This window comes from Flavobacterium sp. WV_118_3 (genome assembly GCF_039778605.1).
Taxonomy (GTDB): Bacteria; Bacteroidota; Bacteroidia; order Flavobacteriales; family Flavobacteriaceae; genus Flavobacterium.
In genome coordinates, this window is record NZ_CP156060.1 from 2,696,917 (window position 1) to 2,715,690 (window position 18,774).

The 18,774-nt window shown below is 40.4% G+C and carries 17 protein-coding genes; 15 read left to right on the top strand and 2 right to left on the bottom strand.

Annotated features, from left to right (window positions below; genetic code table 11):
* The first annotated feature begins 98 nt into the window (after window positions 1–98).
* Window positions 99–2,519: a DUF5916 domain-containing protein gene (locus tag ABFU83_RS12625; RefSeq protein WP_347066400.1), complete on the top strand. Its 2,421-nt coding sequence runs from the start codon at window positions 99–101 to the stop codon at window positions 2,517–2,519.
* Window positions 2,516–4,048: a 2,3-bisphosphoglycerate-independent phosphoglycerate mutase gene (gene gpmI, locus ABFU83_RS12630; RefSeq protein WP_347066402.1), complete on the top strand. Its 1,533-nt coding sequence runs from the start codon at window positions 2,516–2,518 to the stop codon at window positions 4,046–4,048. The genes ABFU83_RS12625 and gpmI overlap by 4 nt, the downstream gene beginning before the upstream one ends.
* Window positions 4,049–4,078: 30 nt before the next feature.
* Here gpmI and ABFU83_RS12635 read toward each other — a convergent pair whose 3' ends face one another.
* Window positions 4,079–5,353, bottom strand: coding sequence for an acetyl-CoA hydrolase/transferase C-terminal domain-containing protein (locus ABFU83_RS12635; RefSeq protein ID WP_347066404.1), 1,275 nt, complete (start codon window positions 5,351–5,353; stop codon window positions 4,079–4,081).
* Window positions 5,354–5,477: 124 nt separating this feature from the next.
* Between ABFU83_RS12635 and map the strand changes: the two genes are divergently transcribed.
* The 7 genes from map (at window position 5,478) to ABFU83_RS12670 (ending at window position 12,114) form a co-directional block, all read left to right on the top strand.
* Window positions 5,478–6,296, top strand: a complete 819-nt coding sequence (map, locus tag ABFU83_RS12640) for a type I methionyl aminopeptidase (protein ID WP_347066406.1) — start codon at window positions 5,478–5,480, stop codon at window positions 6,294–6,296.
* Window positions 6,297–6,354: 58 nt separating this feature from the next.
* Entirely contained in the window at window positions 6,355–7,119 is a 765-nt protein-coding gene (locus tag ABFU83_RS12645) for a methyltransferase domain-containing protein (RefSeq protein ID WP_347066408.1), read from the top strand.
* Window positions 7,120–7,201: 82 nt separating this feature from the next.
* Window positions 7,202–8,470, top strand: a complete 1,269-nt coding sequence (locus ABFU83_RS12650) for a DUF5103 domain-containing protein (RefSeq protein ID WP_347066409.1) — start codon at window positions 7,202–7,204, stop codon at window positions 8,468–8,470.
* Window positions 8,471–8,550: 80 nt separating this feature from the next.
* Complete coding sequence (gene apaG / locus ABFU83_RS12655) at window positions 8,551–8,937, top strand: Co2+/Mg2+ efflux protein ApaG (RefSeq protein WP_136402904.1); 387 nt, start codon at window positions 8,551–8,553, stop codon at window positions 8,935–8,937.
* Between the two features lie 103 nt (window positions 8,938–9,040).
* Entirely contained in the window at window positions 9,041–10,666 is a 1,626-nt protein-coding gene (gene pruA, locus ABFU83_RS12660; RefSeq protein ID WP_347066411.1) for an L-glutamate gamma-semialdehyde dehydrogenase, read from the top strand.
* 83 nt (window positions 10,667–10,749) lie between these two features.
* A complete protein-coding gene (locus ABFU83_RS12665; RefSeq protein ID WP_347066413.1) occupies window positions 10,750–11,136 on the top strand; it encodes a transposase in 387 nt (128 codons plus the stop codon).
* Between the two features lie 54 nt (window positions 11,137–11,190).
* On the top strand, window positions 11,191–12,114 hold the full coding sequence (locus tag ABFU83_RS12670; protein ID WP_347070199.1) for an IS3 family transposase: 924 nt from the start codon (window positions 11,191–11,193) through the stop codon (window positions 12,112–12,114).
* Between the two features lie 101 nt (window positions 12,115–12,215).
* Here the strand turns inward: ABFU83_RS12670 and rsmG are convergent, their stop codons facing one another.
* On the bottom strand, window positions 12,216–12,845 hold the full coding sequence (gene rsmG, locus ABFU83_RS12675; protein ID WP_347066414.1) for a 16S rRNA (guanine(527)-N(7))-methyltransferase RsmG: 630 nt from the start codon (window positions 12,843–12,845) through the stop codon (window positions 12,216–12,218).
* A gap of 116 nt (window positions 12,846–12,961) precedes the next feature.
* Here rsmG and ABFU83_RS12680 point away from each other — a divergent pair, with 116 nt between their 5' ends.
* From ABFU83_RS12680 to ABFU83_RS12705, 6 genes are all read left to right on the top strand, one after another.
* The gene (locus ABFU83_RS12680) at window positions 12,962–14,056 is read left to right on the top strand and encodes an acyl-CoA desaturase (RefSeq protein WP_347066416.1); all 1,095 of its coding nucleotides are present in this window, start codon (window positions 12,962–12,964) and stop codon (window positions 14,054–14,056) included.
* Window positions 14,057–14,098: 42 nt separating this feature from the next.
* Window positions 14,099–15,301: a pyridoxal phosphate-dependent aminotransferase gene (locus ABFU83_RS12685; RefSeq protein ID WP_347066418.1), complete on the top strand. Its 1,203-nt coding sequence runs from the start codon at window positions 14,099–14,101 to the stop codon at window positions 15,299–15,301.
* An 85-nt stretch (window positions 15,302–15,386) separates the two neighbouring features.
* Entirely contained in the window at window positions 15,387–16,553 is a 1,167-nt protein-coding gene (gene purT / locus ABFU83_RS12690; RefSeq protein WP_347066420.1) for a formate-dependent phosphoribosylglycinamide formyltransferase, read from the top strand.
* Window positions 16,554–16,556: 3 nt separating this feature from the next.
* Complete coding sequence (locus ABFU83_RS12695) at window positions 16,557–17,132, top strand: Crp/Fnr family transcriptional regulator (protein ID WP_347066422.1); 576 nt, start codon at window positions 16,557–16,559, stop codon at window positions 17,130–17,132.
* 252 nt (window positions 17,133–17,384) lie between these two features.
* The gene (locus ABFU83_RS12700; RefSeq protein ID WP_347070218.1) at window positions 17,385–18,104 is read left to right on the top strand and encodes a pirin family protein; all 720 of its coding nucleotides are present in this window, start codon (window positions 17,385–17,387) and stop codon (window positions 18,102–18,104) included.
* Between the two features lie 45 nt (window positions 18,105–18,149).
* On the top strand, window positions 18,150–18,680 hold the full coding sequence (locus tag ABFU83_RS12705) for a YceI family protein (protein ID WP_347066423.1): 531 nt from the start codon (window positions 18,150–18,152) through the stop codon (window positions 18,678–18,680).
* Window positions 18,681–18,774 lie beyond the last annotated feature (94 nt).

Genomic DNA, 18,774 nt, shown 5'->3' on the forward strand with positions numbered 1-18,774 from the left:
TAATTTCATTTTATCACAATTTAACATTTAAAACAACATTTATTCTTACAAAACAGAATTAAAAAAAGTATATTTGTTAATTTCAACTCAAAAATTAAATGAAAAACGTAATTTTTATCGTTTTTATTGCCATAAATGCAACATTTATTTTCGGACAGGAGGTTACACCCGACTTTCAAAATAAAAAAAGACTTAAGGCTTCACCGCTTAGAAACACTATTATTATCGATGGAAAACCCAACGAAAATGAATGGAAAAATGCGGAATCTGCAACCGGCTTTATCACCTTTCAACCCGATAACGGGAACTCCGCACCTTACGAAAAACGTACCGAAGTAAAGGTTTTATACGATGACGACGGTATTTATATTGCCGCCTTTCTGTATGATGATCCATCTAAAATTGTGAAAGAAATCACCGAAAGAGATAAATTCGGAACCTCCGATTTTTTCGGTATTTTTATTAATGGTTATAACGACGGGCAACAGGATTTTCGCTTTTTTGTGAGTACCGCCGGTACACAAATGGATTGTCTTGCCACCGAAAGCGGAGAAGATTATTCCTGGGATGGCATCTGGTATAGCAATGTCAATCTGACCGATTATGGCTGGACGGTTGAAATGAAAATTCCATATGCCGCCCTGCGTTTTTCCGAACAAAAAGAACAAATATGGGGCGTGAATTTTTTTAGGGAAATTCGTCGGGATCGCCAGAAATTCACCTGGAATCGTATCGATAATAAGATCGGAAATACAATTACACAAGCCGGAATTTTAGAAGGAATTCAGGATATCAAACCGCCTACCCGTCTCTTTCTGATTCCCTATTCTTCCTATTACATAAACAACAACAAAGCCAATGGTACCAATACCGAGTTTAAAGCCGGAATGGATATCAAATACGGAATCAATGATTCGTTTACGCTGGATGCAATTCTTGTACCGGATTTCGGACAAACCGCCTTCGACAACGTAGTTCTAAACCTTGGCCCATTTGAACAACAGTTTAATGAAAACCGACCTTTTTTTACCGAAGGTACCGATATGTTTAACAAGGGAAGCCTACTCTATTCCCGTAGGATTGGCGGGTCGCCGTCTACTTCACCGGATGTTGGCGAAAATGAAGAAATACAACAATATCCGTCACGGATCAATCTGATCAATGCCGTTAAAATTTCCGGTCGGACATCAAAAGGGCTCGGAATTGGTGTGATGAATGCGGTTACCGAAAAAGCCGAAGCGACCATCCGAAATTCCGAAACCGGAGCCATCCGATCTGAAGTGGTCGAACCTTTGGCCAACTATAACATTCTGGTACTGGATCAGCGTTTCCGCAAAAATTCATCCGTCTCAGTAGTTAATACCAGCGTAATCCGCGAAGGTGCTTTTCGGGATGCAAACGTGAGTGCTTTCCTTTTCGACCTGAATACCAAAGCCAACACCTATAATCTTTCCGGAAATGTAAAATTTAGTCACGTGAATGATTTCGATGGAAATAAAAACGGATATACGGCCTATCTCAACTTTGGGAAAACCAGCGGCAACTATCGCTTTAGCACGAATGCCTCCTATATATCAGACCAATACGACATCAATGATTTGGGAATCATTTTTATGACCAACTATCATAACCTTACGTTTAATGGTAGTTACCGTATTCTAAATCCGAATAAGACTTTTAACACCTTTAAAATTAGTACGATTACCTATACCGAACTGGAAAATGTGACCGGAAAACCGCAGGAAGCTTCGCTGGAATTTAATCTGGAAACTACCGATAAAAAGAATCATTATTTCGGAGCCGGTTTTTTAGTGTCGCCATTTGAAACTTTCGATTTTTACCAGCCTCGCAAAGACGGACGCTATGTCTATAATCCAAAATATATGTTTAACTGGATTGATATTTCCACCAACTATAATTATCCTTTTGCTTTGGATGCCAATTTGTTTGTAGATTTTTACGATCAGGACAAACGTCGGAATTTCGGAATCCGGATTAGTCCGCGGTATCGTTTTAGTGATCAGTTTACATTGATTTACGCAATGGACTGGAACCGTCAAAATAACGAAAAAGGCTGGGTCGATTTTGATGCTGATCAGATCATCTTTGCGAACCGAAACCGAAATACGATCGAAAATACTGTAACCGGAAAATTTTCGATTAACAGCCGAATGACCATCAACCTGAAGGCACGTTATTACTGGTCGTATGCCGAAAATCTTACTTTTCTTACACTAACCAACGAGGGTTATTTTCTTCCCAATGCAACCTATAACGAGAATCAAAATTCTAATTTTAAAATCTGGAATTTTGATTTATCTTATTCGTGGTGGTTTGCGCCCGGTAGTCAGTTGTCAATTTTGTACCGCAACAACGCAATTCACTCCGAAAGACGCTTAAATAAAAATATTATTGATAATTTAGAGCGCACTTTAAGCAACAATCTTAACAACACACTATCAATTAGTTTTCGCTACTATATTGATTACAACAATGCCAAAAAATGGTTCAAAACATGAAAAAGAAAGTTATTTTAATGATTCTGGATGGTTGGGGAAAATCACCCGATCCTAAAGTTTCAGCAATCGACAATGCCAACACGCCTTTTATTGACAGTCTTTATACCCGATATCCAAATGCTTCGTTACGTACCGATGGTCTAAATGTTGGCCTTCCGGAAGGTCAGATGGGAAATTCCGAAGTGGGTCATATGAACCTTGGTGCCGGAAGAATTATTTACCAGGATCTGGCCAAAATTAATCTGGCCGTTCAGAAAAAAACGTTAAATAACGAAAAAGAAGTACAAGCCGCTTTCGACTATGCCAAAAAGAACCATAAAGCGGTTCACTTTTTAGGTCTTGTTTCCGATGGTGGTGTGCATTCCCATACGTCTCATTTAAGAGGTCTGTTGGATGCCGCTCAGGAATCGGGAGTACAAAACGTTTTTGTGCACGCTTTTACCGATGGTCGTGATGTCGATCCGAAATCGGGTGCGCGCTATATCGAAGATCTTGAAAATTACCTACACCGTTCTAATGCCAAACTGGCCTCAATTATTGGGCGTTATTATGCTATGGATCGCGATAAAAGATGGGAACGTATCAAAAAAGCATATGATCTTATCGTAAACGGACAAGGCACACCTTCTACCAATCCGGTATTAAGTGTTTTGGCCAGTTATCATAATAATGTGACTGACGAATTTATTGAACCAATTGTTATCGTTGACGAACAACAGCATCCGATTGCTACAGTAAAAGACGGTGATGTGGTGATTTTCTTTAATTTCAGAACCGACCGCGGACGTCAGTTAACCGAGGTGTTGTCGCAAAAAGACCTGCACGAGCAAAACATGCACAAACTGGATTTGTATTATGTGACAATGACCAATTATGACGATACCTATAAAAATGTTCACGTCATTTACGACAAGGAAAACATTACCGAAACACTGGGAGAAGTCCTGGAGAGAAACCATAAAAAACAAATCCGGATTGCCGAAACGGAAAAATACCCGCATGTTACCTTTTTCTTTTCCGGTGGCCGTGAAGAACCTTTTATAGGTGAAAGCCGACTCTTATGTCCGTCGCCAAAGGTTGCTACCTATGATCTGAAACCGGAGATGAGTGCCTTCGATCTTAAAGATGCGCTAATCCCGGAATTACGAAAAGGTGACGTGGATTTTGTTTGTCTGAATTTTGCCAATGGCGATATGGTGGGCCATACCGGTGTTATGGAAGCCGCGATTAAAGCCTGTGAAGCCGTTGACATCTGCGTAAAAGAAGTCATCGAAACCGCTTTGGCAAACGATTATACTACTATTGTAATTGCTGATCACGGTAATTGTGAAACCATGATCAATCCGGATGGTACACCCAATACGGCACACACTACGAATCCGGTTCCTATCATCTTAGTAGACAAGGAATTACAATTTATCGACAATGGTATTTTAGGCGATATTGCACCAACCATACTAGAGTTAATGGGAATCGAAAAACCGGCTGCGATGACACAACATTCGCTTTTACATCCGATTCAAAAATAGAAAAAGCTCCGAATGGAGCTTTTTCTATTTTTATTTGAAATGACTTAGTTCATAATAGGCCTTCTCAATCCATTCCCGGTGATCCGGATGCGCAATTTTTACCAGTTCGTCCGAACGTTGTTTTAGTGTCTTACCGTATAAATCGGCGATACCATATTCCGTAACCACATATTGCACATGCGAACGGGTTGTGACCACTCCGGCACCTTGTTTTAAATATGGTACGATACGGCTCTCTCCTCTTTTTGTTACCGATGGTAACGCAATAATCGCTTTTCCTCCTTTACTGAGTGAGGCACCACGAACAAAATCCATCTGACCTCCAACACCCGAATACATTTTAGCTCCGATCGAATCGGCACAAACCTGTCCGGTAATGTCGACTTCTATCGCCGAATTGATGGCTATCATTTTAGGATTTCTACGGATAACAGAAGTATCATTCACATAAGACGATTCCCGCATTTCAATAAACGGATTGTCATTTACAAAATCATACAACCGTTGCGAACCAATTAAAAAGGTTGCTAAAGCCCGGCCGCGGTTTACGCCTTTAAAATTACAGTTGATCACATCATTTTCAATAAGATCAATTACCCCATCCGAAAACATCTCGGTATGCAAACCCAGGTTTTTATGATTTACCAATTGCGCCAGAACCGCATTGGGTATCGAGCCAATTCCCATTTGCAGTGTGCTTTCATCTTCAATCAGTCCGGCTACCAGTTCCCCAATTCTGGCTTCAACCGGATTAATTTCTTTCGATCCGTGCCCGTGAATCGGTTCATTGACTTCAACCAGATAATCGATTTCCGAAACGTGTAGAATTCCATCACCAAAAGTTCGCGGCATATTCGGATTGACCTGAGCAATCACTATTTTAGAATTTTCCACCGCGGCAATCGATGCTTCTACCGAAACACCCAACGAGCAATAGCCATGGCTATCCGGTGGTGATACATGAATAAAAACCACATCCAACGGAATAGCCCCCTTCCGGAACAAATGGGGCAATTCACTTAAAAACACCGGTGTATACGATCCGTTTCCGGATGCTATCGTATGCCGGACGTTTTGCCCGATAAAAAAGGAATTGACGTGAAAACTTGCTGCCAGTTCCGGGTTTGCGTAAGCCGCTTCTCCTTCGGTATGCAGGTGGCATAATTCTACATTTCTCAGTTCGGATGCCCGCTCGGCCAACGCTTTAGTCAAAACAGTTGGCGTGGCCGCTGCCGCCTGAACGTAAATACGATCGTTTGACTTTATTACTTTAACAGCTTCCGCTGCCGTTACATATTTGCTCATACACTTTACTTTTGGGTAAAATTAAACTCCGAGAAGTTACGAAAATATGATAAAACTCATACCTGCATTTCAATTAAAAATAATCAACAGAATATTGTACTTTTGCAGTCTGAAAAATAACGTTATGATTATTCCTAAAACAAGAGAAGAAATAGAATTAATGCGTGAGAGTGCCCTTTTGGTTTCCAAAACCTTAGGGATGATTGCCGGCGAAATCAAACCCGGTGTCACTACGCTTCAACTGGATAAATTAGCTGAAACTTTTATCAGAGATCACCATGCCATCCCGGGATTTTTAGGATTATACGGATGTCCGTCGACCTTATTGACCAGTGTAAATGACCAAGTTGTCCACGGTTTACCAACCGACCGACCGATTCAGGAAGGCGATATTGTTTCGGTTGACTGTGGTGTTATTAAAAATGAGTTTTACGGAGATCACGCCTATACTTTCGAAATCGGTGACGTGGCTCCCGAAACGAAAAAATTACTTCAGGTAACCAAAGAATCCTTATATGTCGGTATCCGTGAATTTAAAATCGGAAACCGCGTGGAAGATGTTGGAAATGCGATTCAAAAATATGCCGAAGGTCATGGATACGGAGTGGTCCGCGAATTAGTCGGACATGGTTTAGGCCGTAAAATGCATGAAGAACCGGAAATGCCAAACTACGGTAAAAGAGGACGTGGAAAACTTTTCATTGAAGGGATGGTTGTTGCCATCGAACCGATGATTAATATGGGAACCCGAAACATCAAAACCCTAAAAGACGGTTGGACAATTTCGACCCGCGATGGAAAACCAAGCGCTCATTTTGAGCATGATGTGGCTATAGTAGACGGAAAACCGGAATTATTATCCACTTTTCAATACATCTATCAGGCATTAGGTATTCAATCCGACGAAGAAAACGAATTCCGAAAACAAGCTTTAGTACTCTAAAAACAAGCCCCATGCAGACGCTATCCTTATATAGTGTCTGCATGATAAATTCCTGTACATGAAATCCGCTTTCAAATTTATACTAAATACCATTCCGAGACCGCTACTGATCCGTCTGAGTTATGTGGCACGCCCTGTTTTGGCTTTGGCCCTAAAAGGAAATACCTTTACCGATCCAATCGATGGTAGAAGCTTCCGAAGTTTCCTTCCGTACGGCTACGGAACACAACGGAATAACGTATTGTCGCCCAGCACACTTTCGCTGGAACGGCATCGTTTGCTTTGGCTGTATCTGAAAAATGAAACCGATTTCTTTACCGCTCCTAAAAAAGTATTGCACTTTGCTCCGGAACAGGCTTTTTACAAACGTTTCCGAAACCAGAAAAATCTAGAGTACACCACAACCGACCTCCTTTCGCCACTGGCCGATGTTAAGGCCGACATTTGTAATCTTCCGTTTGCCGATAACTCCTACGACCTGATTTTGTGCAACCACGTTTTGGAGCATATTCCAGACGATACCAAAGCCATGCAGGAGTTATACCGCGTTTTAAAACCCGGTGGCATGGGGATTTTTCAGATTCCGCAGGATTTAAACCGCGCCACAACTTTCGAAGACGATTCTATTACCGATCCGAAAGAACGGGCCGCTATTTTTGGTCAGTATGATCATGTGCGCGTATACGGACGGGATTATTTTGACAAGCTTCGCAGCATGGGCTTTACCGTAACCGAAGAAGATTATACGAAAAAAATTGCACCGGAACTTGTAGAACGCTATTGTCTGGCCAAAGGGGAAATAATTCCCGTTTGTCGCAAATAAAATCCATAACGGATAGCTTTTTTTAACGGATTGTTGTAGCGAATTGTTTATCTTTACCTCACTGACAATTCAAAAAAGCCCTATGTTATTTTATAAAAAACTACGATTTTTACTGCTTCTGTCTTGTGTATTATCCGGTTCTGCTTCCGTTTTTTCCCAGGTTGAAAAGGAAGTGAATCCACCGTTCAACATCAAAACCGTGTCGTTTGTTCAAAGCGGTGCCAATACCATTCCGATGTTTCGTCTGGGTGATACTTTCGAATTACAGTTTGATGATTTATTTGGCAACGAAGCCGATTATTATTATACGATTACCCAATACAATTACGACTGGACGCCAACCATACTGGCCAAATCGGAATACCTTCAGGGAATGGACAATCAGAGAATTATGACGTATCAGAATTCTTTTAATACGCTCCAGATTTATTCGCATTACAAACAGGCCTTCCCGAATCGTTTTAACCGTATATTATTATCCGGTAATTACATGATCAAAATTTTTAACGACAACCAGGAGCTTGTTTTTTCCAGACGTTTTATCATTTATGAAGAAAACCTTTCCGTTCCGTTACAAATCAAACGTTCCCGTAACCTGACCGATATCGAGAAAAAGCAAAATCTGGATTTTACTATCAAAATGGGCGACAATAACACACTGCAAAATCCGGTTCAGAATATTAAAGTTGCGTTATTACAAAACGGGCGATGGGACAATGCCATTTTAAACATCAAACCACAGTATACTTTAGGCGCTGATTTAATTTACCGTTACAATCAGGAAACCCAGTTTTGGGGTGGTAACGAGTTTTTGTATTTCGACAATAAAGACATCCGTAATCCCGGCAACAACGTAGGAAAGGTGACTTCCGGTGAAATTTACAATTCCCTGCTATTTGCCAATTCTCCGAGAGGTGACAAACCATACACCTATTATCCGGATATCAACGGTAGTTTTTACGTACGTAATATTGGCTCCGAAAACGGTGAAACCGAAGCCGATTACGCCTGGGTTTATTTTACATTGATTCCGCCAACAACTATCGATAAGAAAGACATTTACATAAACGGGATGTTTAACAATTTTGCTCTGGCACCCGAAAACAAAATGGATTTTAACGCGCAGAAAGGTGTTTATGAAAAGGCTATTTTACTGAAACAAGGTTTTGTAAACTACCAATATGTTTTATTGGATGCCAAGGGTAAAGTAGACAATCAGAACGCTATTGACGGCAATTTCTACCAAACGGAAAACAATTATTTTGTAATTGTGTATTATCGCGGAAACAACGACCGCTATGACAAAATCATCGGACGTGGTTTTGCCACTTCTGAAAACATCACGAATTAAAAAAGTTTTAAATTTATCCGAATCGATTCAAATATTTGCTATTTTTGGAATTATTTCCCAAAAATCCAATCGGAAAAATTATGGTTTCACAAATAACCAGAGGCATAAAAATTTCAGTTCTGACTAGTTTTGAAGGCACTTACTTCAAAAACTACAAGATTCACTTTGCCTTTAGTTATGAGATCACGATCGAAAACCAAAGCAAGGATTCCGTTCAATTGAACTCGCGTCACTGGGAGATTTACGACTCCCTTAACGATCTTGAGATTGTTGACGGCGAAGGCGTGATCGGTAAAAAGCCGGTACTCAAACCGGGTGAAAAACACACCTACAGCTCCGGATGCCTGCTTTCTTCACCGTTTGGAGCCATGCGCGGGTATTTCAACATGATCAATTTCACCTCAACCCGCTCCTTCCGTGTAATAATTCCTACATTCCGGTTAAGCGCTCCTTTTGCCTTGAATTAATTCATTTTTTACCAAAGCATTAACACCACAAAAAACACCTTTTTCGTGAATAATTTGTATCTTCGCTACGCGAAAATTTGATAAATAATAAATACAAATTGTTATGCCAAAAGGAATTTATAATGTACCTAAAGCCGTTAACGAACCTGTAAAATCGTATGCGCCAGGTACGCCGGAAAGAGATGCTGTTTTAGCAACTTTCAAAGAATTGTACAACGCCAATGTTGATGTACCTTTATATATAGGTGGTGAAGAAATCCGCACCGGAAACACCAAAAACCTAACACCTCCATTCGACCATAAACACATCGTGGGACAATACCACCAAGCCGAAAAAGAGCATATCGAAAAAGCGATTAGCACAGCGCTGGAAGCAAAGAAAAAATGGGCCGCCCTTTCGTGGGAACACCGTGCTTCTATTTTCTTAAAAGCAGCCGATTTATTAGCAGGTCCTTACCGAGCTAAAATCAATGCCGCTACAATGATTGCACAGGCAAAAACCGTTCACCAGGCAGAAATTGACTCGGCTTGTGAGTTAATTGACTTCTTACGTTTTAACGTTCAGTTTATGACTCAGGTGTATGCTGAGCAACCAATTTCGTCAGAAGGCGTTTGGAATCGTGTAGAACACCGTCCGTTAGAAGGTTTCGTATATGCGATCACTCCTTTTAACTTTACTGCTATTGCCGGAAATTTACCAGCTTCTCCAGCTTTAATGGGGAACGTAGTAGTATGGAAACCAAGTGCTACACAAATCTACTCGGCTAACGTAATTGTTGAGGTTTTCAAAGAAGCTGGTTTACCGGCAGGTGTTATCAACGTAGTGTATGGTAACTCTTCAATGATTTCCGATACATTATTGGCAAGTCCTGATTTCGCAGGTATCCACTTTACAGGTTCTACAGGCGTTTTCAACGATATGTGGGCTAAAATCGGACAAAACATCAGCAAATACAAAACATACCCTAGAATCGTAGGTGAAACCGGAGGTAAAGATTTCGTAGTAGCACACCCATCGGCTATTCCAGCTCAGGTGGCTACCGCTTTATCGAGAGGTGCTTTCGAATATCAGGGACAAAAATGTTCGGCAGCTTCCAGAGCGTATTTACCAAAATCAACCTGGTCTCAAGTTAAAGAATTATTAGTTGCCGATATCGCTTCTATGAAAATGGGATCACCGGAAGATCCATCTAACTTTGTATCCGCCGTAATCTCCGAAAGTTCTTTCGACAAATTAGCCGGATTTATCGATCAGGCGAAAAAAGACAGCGATGCCGAAATTATCGCTGGTGGTAACTACGACAAATCCGTAGGATACTTTATCGAACCAACGGTAATCGTTACGACAAATCCAAAATACTCGACTATGGAAACCGAATTATTCGGACCTGTGTTGACAATCTATGTATACGAAGATGCGAAATGGGAAGAAACCCTTGCTTTAGTAGACAGTACTTCTGAATATGCTTTAACAGGAGCTATCTTTAGTCAGGATCGCTACGCTATCGAACAAGCTACTAAAGCCCTTGAAAATGCAGCCGGAAACTTCTATATCAACGACAAACCAACCGGAGCTGTTGTAGGTCAACAACCGTTTGGTGGTGCCAGAGCATCCGGAACTAACGATAAAGCCGGTTCGGTATTGAACTTAATGCGTTGGGTATCCCCAAGAACCATTAAGGAAACTTTCGTTCCGCCAACAAATTACAGATATCCATTTTTAGGATAATATATCACACCGTAAGGTGCAAAAAAAGGCTCACTAATGTGAACTGCCCCCAAAAAGTTAGACACTATTTGGGGGCATTTTTTATGGAAAGAAAAGTCAAGTACAATTATGAATTTAAACTTCATTGTGTAGAAGAAGTATTAAATAAAAACCGCTCAAAGGGCTCAGTTGCTCAGGAGCAAGAAATTAGTAAAACTAATCTTGGAAGATGGATAAACTTCTATCTTAAGTATGGAAAAGAAGGTCTGTTATCCCGTAAGAATCAGAATTACAGTTCCGATTTTAAGCTAAAAGTTATACGTACCATTGATCAGAAGTGTTTATCTTTGAGTCAGGCCTGTTTATTTTTCAACATTCCCAATGATGGGATAATCTTGGCCTGGCAGCGTCAATTTAAAAACCATGGCGCAACCAGGTTTAGTACAAAAACCAAAAGGAAAACCCATATCGATGACTTACAAAAGAGCTAAAAAGAAATCCGATAAACCTTTGACCAGAGAAGAAGAGCTTTTACTGGAAAATGAATCTTTACGTGCTCAAGTAGCCTATTTAAAAAAGTTACAAGCCTTAATTCAAGCAGAAGAAGCCGAGCAAAACAAAAGGCACAAACCATAGAGGAATTAAGGCATAACCATGATCTATCTCTTTTATTGGATCATGCAAATATGGCACGGATTAGTTATTATTATCATCAAAAGAGAAACGCTGTTATTGACAAATATACAGAGCTTAAAGAGTTGATTAAATCGATCTATCATTCTCATAAAGGTCGTCTGGGCTATCGCCGTATCACTCTTGAGATAAGGAATAAAGGTTTTGTAATTAATCACAAGACTGTATTGAAACTAATGAAAGTTTTAGGGCTTAAGAGTTTAATAAGAGTTAAGAAATATAAATCGTATAAAGGAGAACATGGCAAGATAGCACCTAATATATTACAACGGAATTTTAAAGCAGAACAACCCAATCAAAAATGGGCAACTGATATAACCGAATTCAATGTAAAGGGAAAGAAGCTATACTTGTCTCCTGTCATTGATCTATTTAATGGAGAAATAATAAGCTATGAATTATCAGAAAGGCCAAATTTTGAACAGGTCACTAATATGCTTAAAAAGTCATTTAGGAAAATAGCAGATAATACTGGGCTTATATTGCACTCTGATCAAGGATGGCAATACCAAATGAAACAATATCAAAGATTATTGAAGGACAAGGGAGTTACTCAAAGTATGTCAAGAAAAGGGAATTGCTTAGACAATGCTGTTATAGAAAACTTTTTTGGTATTATTAAATCAGAGTTGTTTTATCTTCAAAAGTTTAAATCAACAGAACATTTAAAACAAGAGCTTAAAAAGTACATAAGCTATTACAATAACAATAGAATTAAACTTAATTTAAATGGAATGAGCCCGGTGAAATACCGAGCTCATTATTGTCAAATTTAATTATAAATTTGTCTAACTTTTTGGGAGCACTCTAATGTGAGCCTTTTTTATTTCTTATAATTTACACCTGACAGGTTTTTGAAACCTGTCAGGTGTAAAAACTAAACCTTATATTTTAATGGTAAGTGTACCACTTTTTTAGTTTCAAAAAATTCTGTTTTAAAATAATCCGCAAGATCATATTGGGTTGCTTTTGGAAAATCCTGCAACTCTTCCGTCAGATCGCCCCCTTTTAAATAAAGGATCCCGTTTTTCAGTTCGTGATTTTGCTTTTTCTTCACCTTATCTTTTACCCATTTTACAAAATCCGGCATATTGGTCACCGCACGACTTACGATAAAATCAAATTCTTCTTTTACGTTTTCCGCCCGCATTTGTTCGGCTTTGACATTTTGCAATCCCAAAGCGGTTGCCACTTCATTTACCACACGGATTTTTTTGGCAATCACATCAATCAGATAAAAATCCACTTCAGGATACAGTATCGCCAACGGGATTCCCGGAAAACCGCCTCCGGTGCCCACATCCATAATTTTTGATCCCGGTTTAAACTCCTGTATCTTCGCAATTCCAAGTGAATGCAATACGTGTTTTTCGTACAATTCGTCTATATCTTTTCTCGAAATCACATTAATTTTAGCGTTCCAATCTTTATACAAAACTTCCAATTCACGAAACTTAGAAACCTGATCTTCTGTTAGATTAGGAAAATACTTTACAATATCCTGCATTATTCAAAATTTTCTGCAAAAGTAAGCATTTTGTCCTTCATTTTTTTTCATTTTTAACCTATTACATTTCTATTAATAATTACCTTTGAACGAAAATTTTGCATTTTAATAAACTTATGATAAAACAGACTCCACTTTTTTCAAAAACCGATAGTTTAAAATTTTTCAGGACACTAAACAAACGAGTTAACGATTATTTTAAGGAAAACAATATCAAGAAAACCGGAAACTGGAAACTACACATGAAAACCATTATCATGTTTAGTATCTTTCTGATCCCGTATTTTTTAATCCTAACCATTAGTATGCCGCTATGGATCCATTTACTAATGACGATCCTGATTGGCGTTGGAATGGCCGGTGTGGGAATGAACGTGATGCACGATGGAAATCACGGGGCATACTCTTCAAAACCATGGTTAAACAAAATTATGGGCGGCAGTATGTATATCCTGGCCGGAAATGTATACAACTGGCAGGTACAACACAATGTATTGCACCATACCTACACCAATATCCACGGTCATGACGAAGACCTTGACGCAGGTCGCATTATCCGTTTTACCGAACACGCCAAATGGTCACCTGTACACCGTTTTCAACAATACTATTCTATTTTCCTATATGGATTGCTAACGTTTAACTGGGCGATCACGACCGATTTCCGTCAGATGCGACGTTATATCAAACGAAAATTATCGTATGGTGAATTCCCAAGTCCGTTTAAATTATGGACCACATTAGTCATTACCAAAATCATTTATTTTGCTTTATGGCTAATCCTTCCGATGCTTTTAGGAATCGTTTGGTGGGAAGTATTATTAGGATTCTTCATCATGCACTATACCGCCGGATTAATTCTGAGTGTGGTGTTCCAATTGGCACACGTTGTAGAAGACATTCACCACCCACAACCGGACGATAACGGAGAATTGGAAAACACCTGGGCCGTTCATCAATTATATACAACTGCCAATTTTGCACCAAAAAACAAAATTGTCAACTGGTATACCGGTGGCTTAAATCACCAGATCGAGCATCATATTTTCCCGAACATCAGTCATATTCACTATAGTAAAATCGGGGAAATCGTAAAACAAACGGCTATGGAATGCAACCTTCCGTATTACGAATTTAAAACGATGCGTTCTGCGGTTTACTCGCATTTCAAACACTTAAAAGAAATGGGACAAAAACCAGCTATCGCTTAAAAACTACGTATAAACCATAAACTTCAAAACAAAATCATTTTTATGAATCCGCTTTCTGATAGAATTAATAATTTATCGACATCGCAAACCCTGGCCATGGCTGCCAAAGCCCGAGAATTAAAAGCCGCCGGAATAGACATTATCAGTTTAAGTCTTGGCGAACCTGACTTTAACACGCCCGACTTTATCAAAGAAGCCGCTATTCAGGCCATTCACGATAATTACAGTTCCTATCCTCCCGTAGAAGGTTACCTGGAACTAAAGGAAGCTATTTGTAAAAAATTCAAACGAGATAACGGATTAGACTACAAACCGTCTCAAATTGTAGTATCAACCGGTGCGAAACAATCGTTATATAATATTGCACAGGTAATGATCAACCCTGGTGACGAAGTGATTTTACCAGCGCCTTACTGGGTAAGCTATTACGAAATCATTAAAATGGCCGGTGGTGTTCCGGTAGAAGTTCCAACCAGCATTGATAGTGACTTTAAAATCACTCCGGAACAACTGGAAGCAGCGATTACACCGACAACCAAAATGATGTGGTTCAGTTCTCCTTGTAATCCAAGTGGTTCGGTATATAGCAAAGAAGAATTAACGGCATTGGTAGCCGTATTGGAAAAACATCCTTCAGTTTATGTGGTATCGGATGAGATTTACGAGCATATTAACTTCACTGGATCGTATTGCAGTATCGCGTCTATTCCAGGTATGTTAGACAGAACCATTACCGTAAACGGAGTAGCCAAAGCTTTTGCCATGACCGGATGGAGAATAGGTTATATCGGTGCACCGGAATTTATCGCCAAAGCCTGTACCAAAATGCAGGGTCAGGTTACCAGTGGTGCCAATACCATCGCACAACGCGCAACGATTGCCGCAGTTGAAGCCGATCCAACCGTATTAAAACACATGGTTCAGGCGTTCCAACAACGACGCGATCTTGTAGTTGGTTTGATTAAAGAAATTCCCGGAATGAAAATTAACGTACCGGAAGGTGCTTTCTACGTTTTCCCCGATGTTTCGGCTTTCTTCGGAAAAACTTTACGCGGCACACTGATCAACAATGCGGATGATTTTGCCATGTATCTTTTGGCCGAAGCCAATGTAGCCACAGTAACAGGTGATGCCTTCGGAAACCCGAACTGTATCCGTTTTTCATACGCAACCAGCGACGATCTACTAAAAGAAGCTTTGCACCGTATTAAAGAAGCGGTAGCAACTTCGGAAGTTTTAGCATAAATTTGTCCCGACTTTGTCGGGACTTTTTTTTAACGGTCAATCCGACAATTCACAACAACAAACTACTAAAATACAACACTCTACAATGACTAAAAAAATACTACTATTAGGTTCCGGTGAACTCGGAAAAGAATTTGTGATCGCCGCACAACGTATCGGACAAACGGTAATTGCTGTCGACAGCTATGCTAACGCTCCGGCCATGCAGGTTGCTCATGGTTTTGAAGTGATCAACATGCTAGATGGCGCTGCTTTAGATGCCCTGGTAGCCAAACACCAACCCGATTTTATTGTACCGGAAATTGAAGCCATTCGTACCGAGCGTTTTTACGATTACGAAAAACAAGGCATTACCGTGGTTCCATCGGCCAAAGCAGCCAACTTTACGATGAACCGAAAAGCGATCCGCGATTTGGCCGCTAAGGATTTAGGGCTGCGCACCGCGAATTATCGCTATGCGACTTCGGCGGCAGAACTGGAAAAAGCCGTTGCGGAAGTTGGGATTCCTTGTGTGGTTAAACCGTTAATGTCGTCGTCCGGAAAAGGGCAGTCGACTATCAAATCGGGAGATGATATCGCTAAAGCCTGGCAATATGCCGTAGACGGTTCCCGCGGCGATGTCGTGGAAGTAATCGTGGAAGCTTTTGTGAATTTCCATTCCGAAATCACCTTACTCACCGTAACCCAAAATAACAATCCAACGCTTTTCTGCGCGCCAATCGGCCACCGACAAGAACGCGGGGATTATCAGGAAAGCTGGCAACCGGCTCGTGTATCCGACGCAGCTATCGCCGAAGCACAGGATATGGCTCGAAAAGTAACCGAAGCCTTAGGTGGCGCCGGATTGTTTGGTGTGGAATTTTTCCTGACAAACGAAGGAGTTTATTTTTCCGAATTATCACCACGCCCGCACGATACCGGAATGGTAACTTTAGCCGGGACACAAAATTTTAACGAGTTTGAATTACACCTACGCGCCATTTTGAGCCTGCCAATTGCAGCCATCACTTTAGAAAAAAACGGTGCCAGTGCCGTGATATTGGCTTCGGAAGATTCCGAACAGCCAACCTATACCGGAATTGAAAAAGTAGCCGCTTTACCGAAAACAGATTTCAGAATATTTGGTAAACCGACTTCCAGACCGTACCGTCGAATGGGGGTTGTTTTAACCAGTGATACACTGGAAACTCCTATCGAATCGATTACCGAAAGAGCTAAAGAAACCGCTACTTTGATAACCGTAAACGCCTAAAACATGAACCTACTCCTTGATACTATTGCCCGATATGTCACACTCACCTCCGAAGAACAGGAGCGCGTCGTGGCGGCTACGGAATTTCAATCCTATAAAGCCAAAAGCATTTTATTAAAGGAGGGCGAAATATGCCTTCACTCCTATTTTGTGATCAAAGGTATTTTGCGCAGTTATACGATCGATGAAAACGGTGTGGAACATGTGGTGAGTTTTGCCTCACCTGGTTGGTGGATTGCCGATATGTACAGCTATCTGTCGCAACGTCCCGGACAATTATATATCGAAACCAATGAAGATTCGGAGGTGATTCTGTTATCCAAAGAAAACCAGGAGCGCCTTTATGACGAAGTTCCTAAAATGGAGCGCTTTTTTAGAATACTGATTGAGAATTCGCTTGTCGCCAATCAGCAACGGTTAATTGACAACCTTAGTTTTACGGCCGAAGCGCGTTATGACAAGTTTACCAAAAAACATCCGGATCTGATCCATTGCCTGCCACAAAAACAAATCGCTTCTTATATAGGAGTAACGCCGGAGTTTTTCAGTAAGATGAAAGCCCGTTTACTCAAAAAATAAACTTCCTATCCCCGTTCCACGACTTGTGACGGGGATTTTTTTATTTCTTAATCTAGGTTAAGTATATTCGTTATCAATCGGTTGTATCTTTGAACTATCAAAATAACCGTTATGAACCGAAAAGATTTTATCAAAAAAAGTTTGTTGGGAACCGGAGCTGTCATCACCGGAACGGCATTAGCCAAAGAAGCTATTTCCGACCCACAAGAACCTGTAGGATTTAATCATATTCAAAATACCAACTCGAAGATTATGGAAAATATCGTATTGCATAAAGCCAACACCAGAGGAAACGCCAATCATGGCTGGTTACAAAGTTTCCACACCTTTAGTTTTGCTAATTATTTTAACCCGGAAAGGGTTCGTTTCGGAGCCTTACGCGTTTTAAACGACGATACGGTAGCTGCCGGAATGGGATTTGGGACACATCCGCACGACAATATGGAAATCATCAGTATTCCACTGGAAGGCGATTTGGAACATCAGGATAGTATGGGTAACAAAACCGTTATCAAAAAAGGTGATATCCAGGTGATGAGCGCCGGAACCGGTGTACGTCATAGCGAATACAACAAAAACGCAGATCAAGAGGTTAAGTTCCTTCAGATATGGGTTTTCCCGAACAAACGAAATGTCGCACCACGTTATGATCAGATCACATTAAACGAAGACGAAAGACATAATGTGTTACAACAGGTATTGTCACCAAATCCGGATGACGAAGGCGTTTGGATCAATCAGGATGCCTGGTTTCACATGGGGAAATTCGACGCCGGTGTCGCAAAAGAATACGCCTTTAAAAAAGACGGAAACGGACTTTATGTTTTCGTATTAAAAGGGGCGGTTTCTGTAAATGATCAGGCTTTAGACACCCGCGATGGATTGGGAATCTGGAATACCGACAAAGTAACCATTACCGCGACTTCCGATGCTGAATTCTTATTAATGGAAGTTCCGATGGAAATCGAATAAATAAAAAATTAAAAAACAATATTATAACTTTTAAAACATATTATTATGGCAACTACAAAATGGGCAATTGATCCGACACACTCCGAAATAGGATTTAAAGTAAAACACATGATGTTTACTAATGTTTCCGGTAAATTCGAAAACTACGACGCTACCATCACAACCGATGGTGATAACTTCGAAAATGCTTCGATTAGCTTTTCAGCCGATGTGAATTCGGTAGACACCCGAAATGCCGATCGTGACAACCATTTAAAAAGTGCTGACTTTTTCGATGTGGAGAACCATCCAAAACTGACTTTTAAAGCGTCATCTTTTACCAAAGTAGACGACAATAACTACGAATTATCCGGTGATCTTAGCTTACGTGGTGTTACTAAATTTGTAAAACTACCGGTAGAATTCAGCGGTTTAATGAAAGACCCTTGGGGTAATACCAAAGCCGGATTAAACATTTCCGGAAAAATCAGCCGTAAAGACTGGGGCTTAAACTGGAATTCCGCTTTGGAAACCGGTGGTGTATTGGTGAGCGACGACGTTCGTTTAAACATCGAATTACAACTTGTAAAGCAATAATTATTTCATAATCTGGTTTTAAGTAGAACCGTTGCAGCCTACCTTTTTAGGGAAACTGCAACGGTTTCTTATTTCAGGCTCGGCAACAATCTGC